The organism is Senegalimassilia anaerobia JC110, assembly GCF_000236865.1.
Lineage (GTDB): Bacteria > Actinomycetota > Coriobacteriia > Coriobacteriales > Eggerthellaceae > Senegalimassilia > Senegalimassilia anaerobia.
The window spans coordinates 244,974-260,602 of record NZ_HE611014.1 but is presented as its reverse complement, the minus strand read 5'-3'; the positions used below and the strand labels follow the sequence as shown (position 1 = coordinate 260,602).

The 15,629-nt window shown below is 63.4% G+C and carries 12 protein-coding genes and 3 tRNA genes; 1 reads left to right on the top strand and 14 read right to left on the bottom strand.

What is annotated here, in order from left to right; all coding sequences use genetic code 11:
• Window positions 1–3: 3 nt before the first annotated feature.
• The 6 genes from SFHG_RS01135 to SFHG_RS01110 form a co-directional block, all read right to left on the bottom strand.
• Window positions 4–2,100 (bottom strand): Na+/H+ antiporter, encoded by a 2,097-nt coding sequence (locus SFHG_RS01135; RefSeq protein ID WP_042432420.1) that lies wholly within the window; start codon window positions 2,098–2,100, stop codon window positions 4–6.
• A gap of 212 nt (window positions 2,101–2,312) precedes the next feature.
• A tRNA-Leu gene (locus tag SFHG_RS01130) sits at window positions 2,313–2,399 on the bottom strand.
• A gap of 182 nt (window positions 2,400–2,581) precedes the next feature.
• Window positions 2,582–2,668 (bottom strand) — tRNA-Leu (locus SFHG_RS01125).
• 68 nt (window positions 2,669–2,736) lie between these two features.
• On the bottom strand, window positions 2,737–3,456 hold the full coding sequence (locus SFHG_RS01120) for a CPBP family intramembrane glutamic endopeptidase (protein ID WP_162096551.1): 720 nt from the start codon (window positions 3,454–3,456) through the stop codon (window positions 2,737–2,739).
• A gap of 263 nt (window positions 3,457–3,719) precedes the next feature.
• Window positions 3,720–4,433, bottom strand: coding sequence for a LytR/AlgR family response regulator transcription factor (locus SFHG_RS01115; protein WP_042432415.1), 714 nt, complete (start codon window positions 4,431–4,433; stop codon window positions 3,720–3,722).
• Window positions 4,434–4,653: 220 nt separating this feature from the next.
• Window positions 4,654–6,165: a Sapep family Mn(2+)-dependent dipeptidase gene (locus tag SFHG_RS01110; protein ID WP_202898027.1), complete on the bottom strand. Its 1,512-nt coding sequence runs from the start codon at window positions 6,163–6,165 to the stop codon at window positions 4,654–4,656.
• Window positions 6,166–6,227: 62 nt separating this feature from the next.
• Here SFHG_RS01110 and SFHG_RS01105 point away from each other — a divergent pair.
• Window positions 6,228–6,311, top strand: a tRNA-Leu gene (locus SFHG_RS01105).
• Between the two features lie 43 nt (window positions 6,312–6,354).
• On the opposite strand, the gene SFHG_RS01100 is transcribed toward SFHG_RS01105, so the two are convergent.
• The 8 genes from SFHG_RS01100 to htpG all read right to left on the bottom strand — a co-directional run bounded on the left by SFHG_RS01100 (window position 6,355) and on the right by htpG (window position 15,549).
• Complete coding sequence (locus tag SFHG_RS01100; RefSeq protein ID WP_042432412.1) at window positions 6,355–7,671, bottom strand: histidine kinase; 1,317 nt, start codon at window positions 7,669–7,671, stop codon at window positions 6,355–6,357.
• 58 nt (window positions 7,672–7,729) lie between these two features.
• Window positions 7,730–8,563 (bottom strand): sulfite exporter TauE/SafE family protein, encoded by an 834-nt coding sequence (locus SFHG_RS01095; protein WP_042432410.1) that lies wholly within the window; start codon window positions 8,561–8,563, stop codon window positions 7,730–7,732.
• 18 nt (window positions 8,564–8,581) lie between these two features.
• Window positions 8,582–9,877, bottom strand: a complete 1,296-nt coding sequence (locus tag SFHG_RS01090; RefSeq protein WP_042432407.1) for a glycosyltransferase family 2 protein — start codon at window positions 9,875–9,877, stop codon at window positions 8,582–8,584.
• Between the two features lie 187 nt (window positions 9,878–10,064).
• Complete coding sequence (gene rsgA, locus SFHG_RS01085) at window positions 10,065–11,075, bottom strand: ribosome small subunit-dependent GTPase A (RefSeq protein ID WP_042432404.1); 1,011 nt, start codon at window positions 11,073–11,075, stop codon at window positions 10,065–10,067.
• Between the two features lie 18 nt (window positions 11,076–11,093).
• On the bottom strand, window positions 11,094–11,672 hold the full coding sequence (locus tag SFHG_RS01080) for a hypothetical protein (protein WP_202898026.1): 579 nt from the start codon (window positions 11,670–11,672) through the stop codon (window positions 11,094–11,096).
• Window positions 11,672–13,207, bottom strand: a complete 1,536-nt coding sequence (locus SFHG_RS01075; protein ID WP_042432397.1) for a TrkH family potassium uptake protein — start codon at window positions 13,205–13,207, stop codon at window positions 11,672–11,674. The genes SFHG_RS01080 and SFHG_RS01075 overlap by 1 nt, the downstream gene beginning before the upstream one ends.
• A 49-nt stretch (window positions 13,208–13,256) precedes the next feature.
• Window positions 13,257–13,394: a hypothetical protein gene (locus SFHG_RS10920; protein ID WP_181859457.1), complete on the bottom strand. Its 138-nt coding sequence runs from the start codon at window positions 13,392–13,394 to the stop codon at window positions 13,257–13,259.
• A gap of 199 nt (window positions 13,395–13,593) precedes the next feature.
• Window positions 13,594–15,549, bottom strand: coding sequence for a molecular chaperone HtpG (gene htpG / locus SFHG_RS01070; protein WP_042432394.1), 1,956 nt, complete (start codon window positions 15,547–15,549; stop codon window positions 13,594–13,596).
• Between the last annotated feature and the right edge of the window lie 80 nt (window positions 15,550–15,629).

Below are 15,629 nucleotides of genomic sequence, written 5' to 3'. Positions count from 1 at the left end.
TTCCTAATCTCCAATGGTCATTTGAAGCAAGTATACTTCTTCGCGCAAGTTGCGCGCCGTCTCGCGGCTGATGGCGCCCTCGTCACGCATCGCCTGGATCTCCTCAAGCTCGATGCGCAGGGCGTCTGCCTCCACATCGGACACGCGCGCCTTGATCACCTGGATCTTTTGCGTGTCCATGCCCTCTAGCGCGCCGCGCATGCCGCCGGCGTCCATACCGACGACGCTGCCCGCAACGTTGGCGCTGGCCAGCTTCTCCGGCTCATTGGCCGCGCGCAAAAACGCCAGCGTGGAGCGGCATTCCGCCGCAAGCACGCCCGCACCATCGGCGATTTCCAGGTTCTCGTCGGTCATACGAAGGTTGTAGTACGCAAGCGCGCACTCCTCCAGCTCGATGCGCAGCTGGCGATGCTGCTCGATCTGCGATTCATCGTCCACCACGTGGCGAACCGCGCGATCGACGCGGCGCGCCGTGTGCACGGTGCCCACCTTCAAGCGACTCCACACCTCGCCCAAAGCTTGTCGACGCGTATGCGCACGCAGAAGCGTGCGTCTTGAGCTTTCAAGGCGCTCGATCTCGCGCTCGCCTTCGGCGCGGGAAAGGCGTCCTTCGCGGATATACTTATCCACCTGGGCCTTCTGCTGCTCGATGGCCGTAGCGCGAAGCTCGAGCAAGCACGGGGCCGAGGTGTTCTTGCGGCGCAGCCGCTTGATGCGCTCGCTGTACTGCCGGACGACGATTTGCGTGGCAGCCTCGTTAGTCGGCGTCTTCTGCTCGCGCACTTGGCGGATGACGCGTTTGAGGATCTCGATGTGCGCCGCATTCACCGCTTGCTCGTCCCGCTCGTCAGCCTGCTCCTTTGGCGCAAGCAGCGGCACCACGAAGTTCGCCAACAGCAGCGTGCACAGGATGACGCCCGATGCCAGGAAGATAAGGTTGTCGCGCTGAGGGAACGCCTCACCCGTCGAAAGGGTGAACGGGATGGTCATGATGATGGACAGCGTGATGGCGCCCTTCGGGCCCGAAAGCGTGGTGACCAGGGCATCGCGTATCAGCTGACCGCCTGTGCGCGGCTTGGAGCCGCGATGCATGCGCTCCATGATAAGCACCCATAGGAAACGCACACCGACCACCAGCGCCGTGACGAGTAGCACCAAGGCGCACAGCAGAAGCGAGCTGGTCTCGCTGCTGTGCCACGACGGCATGACCGCCTTCGGCAGCTGCATGCCCAGCATGACGAACACCACGCCATTGATGACGAACACGAGCGCCTCCCACACGCTGTTCGACGCAAGCTTCAGACGCGCAGCGGCGGGCGTTGGCTTATGCGGCATCAGCGCGATGAGCAGGCCGGCAGCCACCACGGCCAGGATGCCGCTTGTGCCGAAATGCTCGGCCGCTAGGAACGTGATGAAAGGTGTGAACACCTCGAACACCACGTGCACCGTGATGCTCTCGTAGCCGTAGCTACGGATGGCGCCGAGCGCCAGCACCGCCAGCAAGCCCACCACCAGGCCGACCGCGATGCCGCCAAAGAAGCTGATGGCGAAGCTTTGTGCAGCGTTGGCCAGGGAGAACGAGCCCGTGATTGCCGCCGCTATGGCGAACTGGAACGACACGACGCCCGATGCGTCGTTGATGAGCGCCTCGCCGGAGAGCAGGGATTTCTGACGGCTGGACAGGTGGATATCCTTGCCAAGGGCCGAGACGGCCACGGCGTCGGTGGGCCCCAACGCCGCACCCAGGGCGAACGCCGCCGCAAGCGGGATGGAGGGCTCGAGCCAGTTCAGCACGAAACCGACCACCAAAACCGTGGCGAGCACCAAGCCGACTGCAAGGGACACGATGGCCCCCTTGTTGTCCCACAGCCCACGTTTGCTTGCATGCCGCGATTCGTCGAACAGCAATGGAGCGATGAACAGCACGAGGAACAGCTCGGGATCGATTGCCACGTCGACGGGCGTGCCCACCAGCAAGATGATGACGGCGCCCAGCGCGATCTGCACCAACGGCAACGACACGCGCGGGGTGACCTGGTCGAGCACGGCGGAGACAAGCACCGCCGCCAACAACAGCAACACGAACTCGAGCATTTCCATAAGCATATTTCCTTCGGGAATCATCGCCACGGTATTAAGGTTTCCGCACTATAGTAGCAAGCAAGACAGGCCCGAAGACAGCAACGCTGCGTTAACAAGAATGAAGCACAGCGTTTCACACCGAAATAGGTAGGTTTGCGGAACGAATGGCAGGGCGCTGCAATTGTCCGCATACGCAAAAAGACCCGCCGAAGCGGGTCTTTCGATTTCGATGGTGCGGGCGAGAGGACTTGAACCTCCATGGGGTTGCCCCCATACGGACCTGAACCGTACGCGTCTGCCAATTCCGCCACGCCCGCGAATTGGCGCCTTAACAAGGCAAGAAAGTATGTTACGTCATTTCCTTATTCTACGCAAGGGGGAATTTCATGTTATCTTGCACCTTCCTGCAGCACGAGAAAGCAAGCTTCAGCAGAGCGAACTGCAGCGCACCTATCCAAGACGCAAAAAGACCCGCCGAAGCGGGTCTTTCGATTTTGAATGGTGCGGGCGAGAGGACTTGAACCTCCATGGGGTTGCCCCCATACGGACCTGAACCGTACGCGTCTGCCAATTCCGCCACGCCCGCGAATTGGCGCCTGATTTCTCAAAGCGGAAATGTATATTACACGCTAAGACGTATGCACGCAAGTGTTATCACGCAATTTCTTTGCGAATTTTCAAGACGATACCTGAGAGCATAAGGGCCGACACCGCAAGCAGCACGGTGTCGCCCACCGCCCCCGATGCATATGTTTCGGGCATCGTGCCTGCTAGGAGCACGTTTGGCGCCAGGTACAGTACATCGAAGCCGGCATGGATGAGTGCGCAAGGCCATAACCGACGCGTTCGCACATACAGCGCACCCAGGATCACGCCAAACAGCAGAGCCTGCCCAAACTTCAACGCCGCCTGCAAAAGCACCAGCTGGCCAACCGATACGTCGGGCGCGCCCACATGCAGCAGCGCGAACAACGCCGCCGACGCCAAAATGGCGCGCTTCGTATCCAACGCCCGCTCGAACGCCTCTATGCCCAGCACGCGCATGAACGATTCCTCGTACAGACCGGTGAGCAGGCAGATGCCTAACAAGAGCAGCAGGTTTTCCATAAGATCGGCAGTCGATGGCAACGCAGTAGACGCAAAGCACGCCATAGTGCCACCACCGGCAAACAACCAGGCCAGAAGCGTTATCGCGCCGCCGACAAGACCCACCAAGAGCAAGGTGATCGCTGTAAACCGCACAATACTCCGTTGTTGCACGGTTTGCGTACAACGCTTAAGCGCATCAGGAACGGCGAGTCCCACGGCCACAAGTGCGACCAGCGCCAACACCGCTTCCTGCAGCAACGCGGCCAGCAACGTATCGGATGGCATGGCGTTCATAGTCGCAAATGATACGACGAGCAGCACAGCAAATACCGCAACAGGCTTTCCGCTTCGCACCTTACGCACCTCCTCCACGTATGCTCCTCCACCCCGCTCCTGTCACTTCAGTAGGTTCGCCCGCAGATTCCGCGCGCAAGCCTGTAAGCACGTACCGAGCAGCCGAGCGCCTTCCGTATCTGACGGCAAAAAGGCCGGCGCCTTTCGGCACCGGCCTGATACTTGCTCATATTCCCGAGCCCAACCAGCTCTCCTTACAGCCCCAGGGCCTTCTTCAGCGCGGAGACGCGACGGCGGCTGACGGGGATCTTCTCTTCCACGCCGTTGAGCGTGAGCAGCAGCGTGCCGCCGGCGACGGGCTCGATCTCCTCGACCATGGACAGGTTCACCAGGTAGCCGCGGTGCACGCGGAAGAACCCATGGCCGTCCAGGCGCTTCTCCAGCTGCGCCAGGCTGACGGTGCTGAAGTAGCGGTCCGTGTCGGTTTGCAGATACGCGTAGTCGTCGCGTGCCATGACGAAACGGATCTTATCGATGCTGATGAGGATCTTCTTGCCGGCCTTCTCGACCGGGATGCGCTCGGACTTCTGGGCCTGCGCATGCAGCTGCACGTGCTCGCGGACGCGGGTGATGGCCTGGGACAGGCGGTCGGTTTCGACCGGCTTCACCAGGTAATCGATGGCGTTGACCTTGAAGGCGTCGAGCGCGAACTCGCTGTAGGCGGTGACGAACACCACCGCAGGCGGGAACTTCAGGTGCTGCAGGGCCTCGGCGAGCTGCAGGCCGGTTGCCTCGGGCATGTTCACGTCAAGGAACATGACATCGCAGGGATATTCCTTCAGCTTCTCGATGGCCTCGCGCACGCTTGCCGCCTCGGCGACGACCTCCGTTTGACCCAGTTCGTCGAGCAGGAACTTCAGTTCGGAGCGCGCAGGGGCCTCGTCGTCGACGATCATCGCTTTCAACATAAGTAGGGCCTCCTTGCTTTCCTTTTATCAGATGGCGAATCTGAGAATCGTTTCTTCCCGCAGTGTAGCATACGGCGATGCGCTAGGGCGCTCCCCTGCGCAAAGCCGACCGTTTTTCCCAACAATTTGCGCTGCGAACGGTCGAGTTAGGGGTTTGAGCGGTCGGTTTCAGCGGTAAACGGTGGTTTTAGCACGCACACTTGACAAGACCGCGCTTGCCCTACAAGTCGAGCTGCATGAGCTTGCCGATGGTGAGCGCGTAGATACGGAAGGCCTCCTTCAGCAGCTGCTCGCCCACGCCTTCGTCGGGCCCGTGCATGCCGCCCACCCACTCGGGCGCCTGCTCCCACGGCTTCTCGGGGCCGAAGCTTGCCGCGCAGGAGAACTCGCGTGCATACGTGCCGCCGCCCATGGTGAACGGCTCGGCATCCTCGCCCGTTGCCTGGTTGTACGAGGCCAGCAACGCCTGGATGGCCGGTCCCTGCGGATCGAGCAAAAACGGCGCGTCGTCGCGCGTCTTCTCGCACGTGCCGCCCGCTGCCTGCGCCAGCGCCTCCAGCTTCGCGTGCACCTCGTCGCCCGTGATGGTGGTGGGGTAGCGCACGTCGATGGTCTGCGTGAAGCGGCCGCCCTGCATGGCGGCATGGCCCGCTACGATGGTGAGCTCGCCGAAATCGGCGTCGGAGCAGGCGAGGTCGACCGTGGTCCCGTCCGTTGCCGCCGCGATGCGCGCCACCGTCTGGAAGTAGGCGCGCTCCTCTTCGCCGATCAGGCCGTTCTCCAGCAAGTAACCGATCAGCATCCCGATGGCGCTCACGCCGCCCTGCGGCAGGCTCGCGTGCGCGCTGCGGCCCGTGGCCGTGATGCGCGCCAGGCGGCAGCCGGCAGCATCCGCCTGTGCGCCGGCGGCCTTCAAGACCGCCGCGGCATCGCGTCCGTCAAGCACTTCCAGTTCGATGTCCTGCGCCGTCGGAAGCTCGCACGCCCCCGCGCGCACCACCGCCTGCGCATGGCCCGGCACCGCGTTCACCGCCGTGCCGCCTTCGAGCGAAATCACCGTACGCTGCTCAACCGGCACATCAGCGCTGGTCATAAGGCTGTGATAGATGCCCTTCTCGCCGTAGCACACGGGGAACTCAGCATCGGGCGTGAACAGGAACGCCGGGTCGGCGTGATGGGCGCGGTAGTAATGGACATCGTCCATGCGCGTTTCCTCGTTCACGCCGAAGATGAAGCGCAGGGTGTAGGGAAGCCGCGGCGCCTGGCCGTCGAACTGCATGCAGCGCCACAGGTTCATGGCGTGCAGCGCCACCACGCTCGGGCCCTTATCGTCGATGACGCCGCGGCCCAGCAAGTAGCCGTCCTTGCGCGTGACCTGGTACGGCTCGAAATGCCAGCCCGGGCCCGCCGGCACCACGTCGATATGGCCGATGATGCCCAGCTGCTCCTCGGATGTTCCGGCAAGATCGGCGTAGCCGACGTGGCCGGCGTCGTCGTGAACCTCGAAGCCCATGTCGTTCGCCATGGCGAGCGCGGCGTCGAGCGCCTTGCGCGGGCCGGGACCGTACGGCGCGCCCTCGACCGCTGCGCCAAGGTCCTCGAAGCTGGGGATGCGCACAAGCCTATCGATATCGGTGACGATATCCTCCCAATGCTCGTCAAGGTAACGGTCGATGCGCTGCTCGAGCAGCTCGTCCGACGGCATCTCCGTCAATGCTGCGTTCTCAACCATAAAGTCATCTCCATTTCCTGTTGTGCGGACCAGAATCATCCGGTACAATGGTAAAGCTCAATGCCCGAGTGGCGGAATGGCAGACGCGGCGGTCTCAAAAACCGTTGTCGAAAGACGTGCGAGTTCGACTCTCGCCTCGGGCACCATTCGCAATCAACGGCCCCGCATCTGCGGGGCCGTTTTCGTTTCCTAATATTGTCTCAGAGCGCCTTCGACCAAAACCAGGCGCACCGTGGTGCCCTGACCCAGCTCGCTTTCCACTTCCAAATGCGTGCCCGCGCCGAAATACCCGCAGATGCGGTCGTGCACGTTGCCCACGGCTATGCCGCAACCCGTGGTGGAACCGGGATGAAGGATGTTGTTGCAAGCCTCCTGAGTCATGCCGTTGCCGTCGTCGATAACGGAGACGATGACGTCGTCGCCCTGGCGCACGCCCTCCACGCGGATGGTCAGCTTGCCCTCGGAGGGCATGGCGTGGCGCACCGCGTTCTCCACCAGGGGCTGGATTAAGAACGGCGGCACCATCATGTCCTCAACCTCGGGCTCCACGTTGCAGATCAGCTCCAAGCGGTCCTCGCCGAAACGCGCCAGCTCGAACATGAAGTAGCGCTGCGTCTGCTCGAGCTCGCGACGGAACTCGATCAGGTCGCCGGAATCCTCAAGCGTGCTGCGGTAGAACTTCGCGAACTCGCGCAGCAGCGTGCGGGCACGCGCGGGGTCGGTGCGCGTGAACGACGCGATGGTGTTGATGGTGTTGAACAGGAAGTGCGGGTTGATCTGGCTTTGGAGCATCTTGAGCTCCATCTTGGTGGCCAGGGCCGTTTGCTCCTCGAGCGCCGATGCCGCCATCTGCGTGGACAGCAGCTGGCCGAAACCGGTGGCGATGGATTTCTGGGTTTCGCTGATGTGGCCGGCACGGCGGTAGTAGAACTTCAGCGTGCCCTTCACGTCCTTGCCCACGGTCAACGGCACGATGATGGCGGCGTTGATGCCATGGGTGCCCTTGGGGAAGCCGATCTCCTCGGGGGTGAACAGCACACGCGTCTTGCCGTCCGCCAGCGTGGAGTACGTGGCATGCGTGCGGATGACGCTGCCGGAAAGGTTGTGCGATTCCTCGTAGCCGGCGTAACCCAAGATGAAGCGATCGTCGGTGATCGCCACGGCGATGGCCGCGGTGGAGGGCAAAAGCAGGCTGCAGATGCGCTGGGCGGATTTGCTGTCCAGGCCTTCCTCGCCCATGGCCTCAAGGGTTTGACTTGCCAGCTGCAGCACGTTGCTGGATTGGCGCGCGCGCACGGAGTCGGGGTCCATGAGCAGGCGGATGAGCACGGTGATGGACAGGGTGAACACCATGCCCGCGATGAACAGCGCCAACACGCTGACGACAGGCGATACCAGGTTCCAGATGAGCACAAGGCCCGATAGCGCCACCATCACCGACATGAGCATCTCGAGCGTGAAGTAACGCGGAAGCCTTGCGCGGTTGTCCTCCATATCGACGTTCATACGCCGACTCCTTCCTTATCGGGCACGACGGGCAAGCCGAAAAGGCCCGCGTGCGGCGTCAGCCCAGTATACCGAATTCGTTGAGCATGAGCATAACGGCCGCCACCAGCAAAAAGCCGCCGAAGATGAACCGCAGCTGCCGCTCGGGCACCACGCGCACCAGCCGCGCGCCCACCAGGGCGCCGGGGATGCTGCCGACCACGATGGCGATGCCCGCCAGGTATTCGATGTTGCCGAGCAGGCCCTGCTCGATGACGCCGGGGATGGCCAAGATCGTGATGGCGATAAGCGACGTCCCCGAGGCCAAGCTCATGGGGATATCCAGGACGGCCAGCATAAGCGGCACCATGATGAAGCCGCCTCCCACGCCCACGTAACCGGATGCCAAGCCGGCGATCAAGCCGATGCACGCGCCCTGGAGGTACTGCTTGCGGGAAAGAACAGGCTGATCGGGCACGGCCTTCGCACTCGCCGCTTGCACGTTGCCGCCCGCCCGCCCCGCGCGGGGCGTGGGCGCGCACTTCACGGCCTTCTTGAACATCTTGAACGCGCTGAACCCGATGACTATCGCCGCCACGCAGATGACCAGCCAGCCGGGCGAGACGCTTGCCAGCCACACGCCCATCGGCGACATGACCGCGCCTCCCACGCCTAGCGCCAAGCCGAGTTTGGGCACGCAGGTTTTCGCGCGAGCATGCGCGACCACGCCCGAAATGGACGTGGGGATGATGGCGAACAGGCTGGTCGCCGTGCTGGCAAGCGGGCTCATGCCGAACGCCAGGCGGAAGATGGGCACCATGATGGTGCCGCCGCCCACGCCGAGAAGCCCCGACATCACGCCGACGAACACGCCCGCCAAAGCGGGCGCGATGAAGGCAGCGAACACGTCCATTGCGCCGCGCCGCCTTCCCTATTCGGCTATGTTCAGGCGAATCTCGCTGGTCACGCCCGGGTCGACGCCCGCGCCGGCTCCCGCCACGGGGAACGCCGCCGCCATGTTCGCCGCCGCTTGACGACGCGCCACGGACTGCACGATGGCCGTGTGCAAGATCTGGTCGCTGTCCATACGGGCCATGAGCTCGGGCCATACGAACTGGAACTCGAAATACTTCGAGCAGTTGCGCTGCGCGTACATGACGGCCTCGGTGCGCGCGGCCTTGGCGGCCTGACGGTACGCCTTCTTGTCCTTGCGGGCAAGGCTGCGCAGGATGGCCGTGATGCGGATGCGCTTCGTGATGCCCGGCTCCAGGAACGGGCCCGGGTAGGGCTCGAGGGACTGCGGCTTGACCTGCATCAAGTCGATCTGCGTGCGGCTGTACTCCATCTTGCGGTACTCGTAGAGCCAACGGTAGATATCCTGGCGGAAGCGCGTGCCCTCGCTGGTGGACGCCGGCGGTAAGTGGCGCAGGCTCCACTGATTGTCGAACCAGATGTCGCTGCCGTACATGCGCAGGTTCAGCATGTAATCCAGGTCCTCGCCGCGAGCGACCCACGGGTCGAACGACAGGCGCTTGAACGCCTCTTTATGAATGGCCAGGCAGCCGCCGCACACATGGTTGCTGCGCGACAAACGCGGACCGCGCATGGCCTTCGTGATCCACTTGTTGAAGGCCTTGCCCTGCTGCCAGAAGCGGTTGTACCACTTGTCCTGGCTTTTCGACAGGTACGAGCCCTCGGAGTTCAGGTAGAAGCCGGTCTTCGCCAAGATAGGCACGCCCTTGCGCGTGAGCTTGCCCAGGCCGTAGACGCCCTTCTGCAGGAAGTCGGCGTCGTCGATGACCTCGTCGTCGTCAAGGAACACGATGGAGTCGAAGCCCATGACGTTGGCGAGCACCAGGCCCAGGTTGCGGATGGCGCCGTAGCCGACAAGGCCGATCTCCTTCGACAGCTTGCCCAGGCCCAGCTGCTCCATGCGCTGCTGCACCAGGTTGCACTCGTCGGCGCCGATGATGGCGATGTTGAGGCTGGGGAAGCGCGAGACGATGTCCTGCACCTTCTCTGCGGCTTGATCGGAGATGGCGGGCTCGGCAGCGACTAGCACGATGATCTGCCCGATGCCGCGAACCTTTTGCAAAGACGTGAGCAGGCGCGGCAGCTCGCCGGGATTGCTCAGCGGGGTGGTGTGGTCGTACGTGGCGATCACGCTGCCGGAGTCCTTTCGGCGGCGCGGCGACACGAACGTCGGGATTACGATGACCGGATTCATGCACGTCCTTTGTTTCGGGTCCGTTTACGCCGAATGCGGGTTGCCGGGCCGCGGCCGTGGACCGGGCGCAGCAGCCGCACGCCGACGTGCGCGTTGCTTTCGGTTAACCCTTATATTGTAGCGTGTTTGGCAAGCGATCGCGAAACGGCCCGGCAATCGGATGGAGACGCCATGGACGTCGCAGGTGCTAGCGGCGGCGCTTGCCACGGCCCGGACGACCTCCCTGGCCGCCGCGCTTCTTGTCGCTGGCCTTCTCGCCGCGCATGCGACGGGCCTCCTCGCGGCGGTCGCGCAACGTGGCCGTCTCCTGCTTGAGCGCCTGGTAGCTGGCGAAACGCTCAGGGGCTATCTCGCCGGACTGGACGGCGGCGCGCACGGCGCAACCCGGTTCGTTCTCATGCTTGCAGTCGCGGAAGCGGCACTGCTGCGCCGCCTGCTCGATGTCGGCGAACGCCGCGCCGATGCCCGCGTCGGCGTCCCACAGCCCCAGGCCGCGCACGCCGGGCATGTCCACCACGTACCCGCCGCCGGGGATGGCCACCATCTCGCGGCTGACCGTGGTGTGACGGCCCTTGCCGTCACCCTCGCGCACCGTGCCCGTTTCCTGCACCTCTTCGCCGACGAGCATGTTGACCAGGCTGGACTTCCCCACGCCCGACTTCCCCACCAGCACCGTGGTGGTACCGGGGGCCATGAGGGCGCGCACGGCCTCCACGCTTTCCGCGTTGCCGTCCGACACCACCAGCGTGCGCACGTCGGGGCCCGCCAACGCGCGGACGCGGTCGGCCACCTGCTCCACCTGCTCCTCGCTCTCGGCAAGGTCGGCCTTCGTGAGCACCACCGTGACGGCGGCGCCGGTCTCGTACGCCAGCACCAGCTCGCGCTCCAGACGGCGCAGGTTCACCTCGGCCAGCGGCTGGGCCAAGATGACGCGGTCGAAGTTCGCCGCCAGCACCTGGGGGACGGCGCGCTCGGTGGGATCCTTGCGCACGAAGGCGCGCTCGCGCGGGCAGATGGACTCGATGATGCCCTTGTCGTGGCCCTCCGGCGCGTTCACCTCGACGAAATCGCCGATGACGGCACGGACCTTCTCGCCCTTGACCAGGGCTGTTGCGTGTTCGCAGCGCACAAGGCGCCCATCCTCGCATCGCACGAGCGGATACCCGCGGTCAAGTTTCACAACCTGCGCTCTCTGCAAGCTTTCCTCCTTGTAGCCTTATCGCTGGCGTTCGCGCAGCAGATAGAACACCACCATCATGGCCAGGCCGATCATGACGGTCACCATGCCCGGGGTGAACGCGTTGATGTCGAACTCGTCGGGAGTGGCCTTGCCCTTCTCCGTGACCGTCACCACCTGCGCATGCAGATCGGATGCGCCGTCGTGGTCGGGACACGCCAGATTGAACGTGCCACGCACCTGCAGCGTGGTGCCCTTGCGGCCATAGGCGCCATACGTGTCCACCTTGTCGGCGGACTCGTTGGTAAGGTAAACGGACACCGTGGACGAATCGGAGGGCGATGCCAGCTGCAGCCAGCAATGGCGACCATCGCCAGCGATGATGCGATCGCCCACCACCTCGCCAGTGACCTGCACCGTCTGCTTGTCGTAATAGGTGTCGGCAGTGCTCAGGTCCGTGATGGACGTGTCGTAGATGAACGAGCTGTCAGGCAGCTGCGTGACGTTGACGGCGTTGTCGCCTTCTGCCGGCTCGTCGGCGAACGCTGCCTGCGGGCACGCGAACGCGGGGAGCGCCAGCGCGAACGCAAGCGCCGCTGCAGCCATTCCTTTCCGCATCATGAGCGCCTCACCAGCCTGCTCTTCACTACTCTGCGCGGATCGAGCGTCACCACGACCTCGACGATGAGCGCAATCAACGTGAGGAACTCCAGACGGCCGGCCCACATCTCCAGCATGTAGAACAGCTCGAGCGACGCGGGCATGCCCTGGGAGCATACGCCCGACGAGATGCCGCCGTTGGAGGCCATGGCCACCGATTCGAAGATGGACTGCGTGGCGTCGTAGCCGTGCGCGATGCCCACGAGCGCGCCCACGGCGTAGGTGACCACGTACAGCACGAACACGGTCATGGCCTGCTTGACCACTTCAGGCGACAGGATGCGCCTTCCCAGGTGGTAGTACGAGACCACCACGCGCGCCGAGTCGGGCGCCAACGTCTCCTTCACCGTGGCCACAAGCGACTTGATGATCAGGCCCATGCGGTTGAACTTGATGCCGCCCGACGTGGAGCCGGCGCCGCCGCCCACGCACATGAGCGCGGCGATGACCAAAAACGCGCCGGAAGTCAGCGATGTGGTCAGCTGGTTGGTGGTGACGTTCTGGAAGCCCGTGGTGGAGAACGCCGATACGATCAGGAACACGCCGCGGCGCATCATGGTGGCAAGGTTCGAGAAATCCGAGCTTGCCGACACCGACGCGGCGAACACCAAGGTCATCACGGCGATCCAGATGAACATGGTGCGGATCTCCATGTCGCGGAAGTACACGTTCAGGTGCCCCTTCCACAGCTCGGAGTGCAGCACGAAGTTCACCGACCCGATAATCATGAGGAGCATGAGCACCACTTCGATGGGGAACGAATGGTAGTACAGGATGGACGTGCTCATGGGCGCGAAGCCGCCGGTGCAGAAGCTGGAAATGGCCAACCATAGGCCGTTGAGGAACGCGCGCGACGCCTCCATGCCGGCGAACGCGCACATGACGGCCAGCACAGCGGTTCCCACGCAGATGAAGCCCAGCGACAACTTTGCGATGAACTGGGCGGTTTGCACGATGTTGGGGACCACGTGCTCGCTGCGGCCCTCGGACATATATAGGCTGGCGCCCGAGCGCTTGCCGAACAGACCGAACGACAACGCCACCACTACCAGGCCCAAGCCACCAAGCAAGATCGTGACAAAGCGCCACATGCTATCGGCACAGGAAAGGTGGTCAAGGTCGGAGATGATGCTGACGCCCGTGGTGGTGATGCCCGAAACGCCATCGAACATGGCATCAAGGAACGTGTTGTAGTGGCCCGAAAGATACAGCGGGATGGTGGCCATGAACGCCAGGACCACCCACGCCAGGCCCGTGACCACCAACGCTTGCTGGCGGTTCAGGCGCCCGGGTTCGATGCGCAGGAAACGCAACACCGACCCGACGATGAGCGATAGCCCTATGGAAAGAAGGTAATGGCTTGCAGGGACCCATTCGCGGAACACGATGGCGGTGACCAACGGCACGATAAGCGCCACGGACGAGAAAAGCACCAGCATGCCCAGGTAATGGCCGATGACCCTGACGTCATACCATGTGAAGCGCTGCCACATAGCGGTGCCTAACCCCGCCGCCCGGCGCGCGAGATGTGCCGTTGCGAGCTCATCCCACCACGAACCTAACCAAGATCATGATGATCCACAACGACAGCAGGAAGCACACGCAGCTCAGCACCACCACCGTGAAGCTGATAAGCGGCGTTTCGATCATCTGCAATATGTCGTGGATGCTCTTCTGCATAGCGTGAACATCATAATACAAAAGCCTGCCGGCCCTGTTGAGGGCCGGCAGGCTTCACATTCGGAATGGCTTTCGGCAGGTGACGGGCGGTCGGGGCCGCGCAGCGGGCGCGGGCGCGCCGTTCGGGACGGCGGGCCCGCAGGCCGCCGGGTTTGCGCAGGCGCTCCCGGACCGCGTGCCGTGTGCCGCAAACGGCCGCTTAGGCCATCAGCTTCGTGACCGCGTTCGCATAGGCGACCGGATCGGCGATGGGCATGCCCTCGACGATGAGCGCCTGATCGTACAGGATCTCGGTGTAGAGCTTCACCTTCTCGGCATCGCCGGCGGACTGGGCGTCCTTGAGCACCTGGAACACCGGGTGCTTCGCGTTCAGCTCGAGCACGCGCTGCGACTTCACCTCGCCCATGCCGTCGGGCATCTGCGACATGAGGCGCTCCATCTCAAGCGACACGGGGCCCTCGGTGGTGACGGCAGACGGCGCATCGGTCAGGCGCGTGGACACGGCCACCTTGGTGACCGCGTCGCCGAGCTGCTCCTTCATGGCGGCGAGCAGGGCCTCGTTGTCCTTCTCGGCTTCCTCGGCCTCCTTCTTCTCCTCCTCGGAGGCGAAGTCCAGGTCGCCCGACGCCACGTTCTTGAGCTCCTTGGGGCCGGTTCCCTCGATGTCCTTGCCCTCGGCGTCCTGCTCGGCCTCGGGACCGTAGGTCATCATGGCCTGGAAGCAGAACTCGTCGACGTCCTTCGTGCACAGCAGCACGTCGTAGCCCTTGCCGAGCACCGTGTTCACGATAGGCAGCTTGGCCAGGCGGTCGGTGCTGTCGCCGGCGGCGTAGTAGATGGACTTCTGGTCGGCAGGCATGGCCTCGAGGTACTCGGCCAGCGTGACCATCTTCTGCTCCTTGGCGCTATAGAACAGCAGCAGGTCGGCCAGCTCGTCTTTGAGCATGCCGTAGCTGGTGTAGATGCCGTACTCCAGGCCGCGGCCGAAGTCCTCGAAGAACTTCTCGTAGGCGGCGCGGTCGTTCTTCAGCATCTTCTTCAGCTCGCTCGTGACCTTCTTCTCCACCTTGCGGGCGATGGCGTGCAGCTGGTTGTTCTGCTGCAGCGTCTCACGCGAGATGTTGAGCGTGAGGTCCTGGCTGTCCACGACGCCGCGGACGAAGTTGTAGTGGTCAGGCAGCAGGTCCTCGCACTTCTCCATGATCAGCACGTTGGAGCTGTACAGCTCCAGGCCCTTCTTGTAGTCCTTGCTGTACAGGTCGTACGGCGCGCGGCCGGGGATGAACAGCAGCGCGTCGTAGGACAGCGCGCCCTCAGCGTGGATGGAGAACGTGGCGGCCGGGTCGGTGAAGTCGTGGAAGGTTTGCTTGTAGAACTCGTTGTACTCTTCCTGTTGTACGTCGGACTTGCTGCGCTTCCAAATCGGCACCATGGAGTTGATGGTCTCGACCTCGGTGTACTGTTCGTACTCGGGCTTGTAGTCGTCGCCGGCATCCTCGGGCTTGGGCTTCTGGCGGGACTTCGAAACCTCCATGCGCACGGGATAGCGCACGTAGTTGCTGTAGCGTTTGATGAGGTCCTTCAGGCCGTACTCGCTGAGGAACTGGTCGAAGTTCTCCTCGTCGGTGTTGTCCTTCAGGGTCAGGATGATGTCGGTGCCGTTGCCCTCGCGCTGGGCCTCCTCGATGGTGTAGCCCTCGACGCCGTCGGATTCCCAGGCCCAGGCCTGATCGCTGCCGTAGGCCTTCGACACCACGCGCACGGACTTTGCCACCATGAACGCGCTGTAGAAGCCCACGCCGAACTGGCCGATGATGTCGACGTCGTCGCCCTGCTGCTCGGCGTTCTCCTGCTTGAAGGCCATGGAATCGGAATGGGCGATGGTACCCAGGTTGCGGTCCAGGTCCTCCTGGGTCATGCCGATGCCGTTGTCGGACACGGTGATGGTGCGGGCATCCTTGTCGAAGGCGACGTCGATGCCGAGCTGATCCTTCGTCAGCTGGATGCTGGAGTCGGTGAGGCTTTTGAAGTACAGCTTATCGACGGCGTCCGACGCGTTGGAGATAAGCTCGCGCAGGAAGATCTCGCGATTGGTGTAGATGGAGTTGATCATCAGATCGAGCAGCTTCTTGCTCTCTGTCTTGAACTTGCGCATGTGCGGCGCTTCCTTTCCGTTCGTGCTTGGTGCTGCGGGACCGGCCGCGCGTCGCGAGGGCGATTCGTTCATGTGGGGAA

Excerpts from the sequence above, each read along its gene's own strand:
- SFHG_RS01135 (WP_042432420.1), bottom strand. The coding sequence starts at position 2,100 with ATGGAAATGCTCGAGTTCGTGTTGCTGTTGTTGGCGGCGGTGCTTGTC.
- SFHG_RS01120 (WP_162096551.1), bottom strand. The coding sequence starts at position 3,456 with ATGCCATCCGATACGTTGCTGGCCGCGTTGCTGCAGGAAGCGGTGTTG.
- SFHG_RS01115 (WP_042432415.1), bottom strand. The coding sequence starts at position 4,433 with ATGTTGAAAGCGATGATCGTCGACGACGAGGCCCCTGCGCGCTCCGAA.
- SFHG_RS01110 (WP_202898027.1), bottom strand. The coding sequence starts at position 6,165 with ATGGTTGAGAACGCAGCATTGACGGAGATGCCGTCGGACGAGCTGCTC.
- SFHG_RS01100 (WP_042432412.1), bottom strand. The coding sequence starts at position 7,671 with ATGAACGTCGATATGGAGGACAACCGCGCAAGGCTTCCGCGTTACTTC.
- SFHG_RS01095 (WP_042432410.1), bottom strand. The coding sequence starts at position 8,563 with ATGGACGTGTTCGCTGCCTTCATCGCGCCCGCTTTGGCGGGCGTGTTC.
- SFHG_RS01090 (WP_042432407.1), bottom strand. The coding sequence starts at position 9,877 with ATGAATCCGGTCATCGTAATCCCGACGTTCGTGTCGCCGCGCCGCCGA.
- SFHG_RS01080 (WP_202898026.1), bottom strand. The coding sequence starts at position 11,672 with ATGCGGAAAGGAATGGCTGCAGCGGCGCTTGCGTTCGCGCTGGCGCTC.
- SFHG_RS01075 (WP_042432397.1), bottom strand. The coding sequence starts at position 13,207 with ATGTGGCAGCGCTTCACATGGTATGACGTCAGGGTCATCGGCCATTAC.
- SFHG_RS10920 (WP_181859457.1), bottom strand. The coding sequence starts at position 13,394 with ATGCAGAAGAGCATCCACGACATATTGCAGATGATCGAAACGCCGCTT.
- htpG (WP_042432394.1), bottom strand. The coding sequence starts at position 15,549 with ATGCGCAAGTTCAAGACAGAGAGCAAGAAGCTGCTCGATCTGATGATC.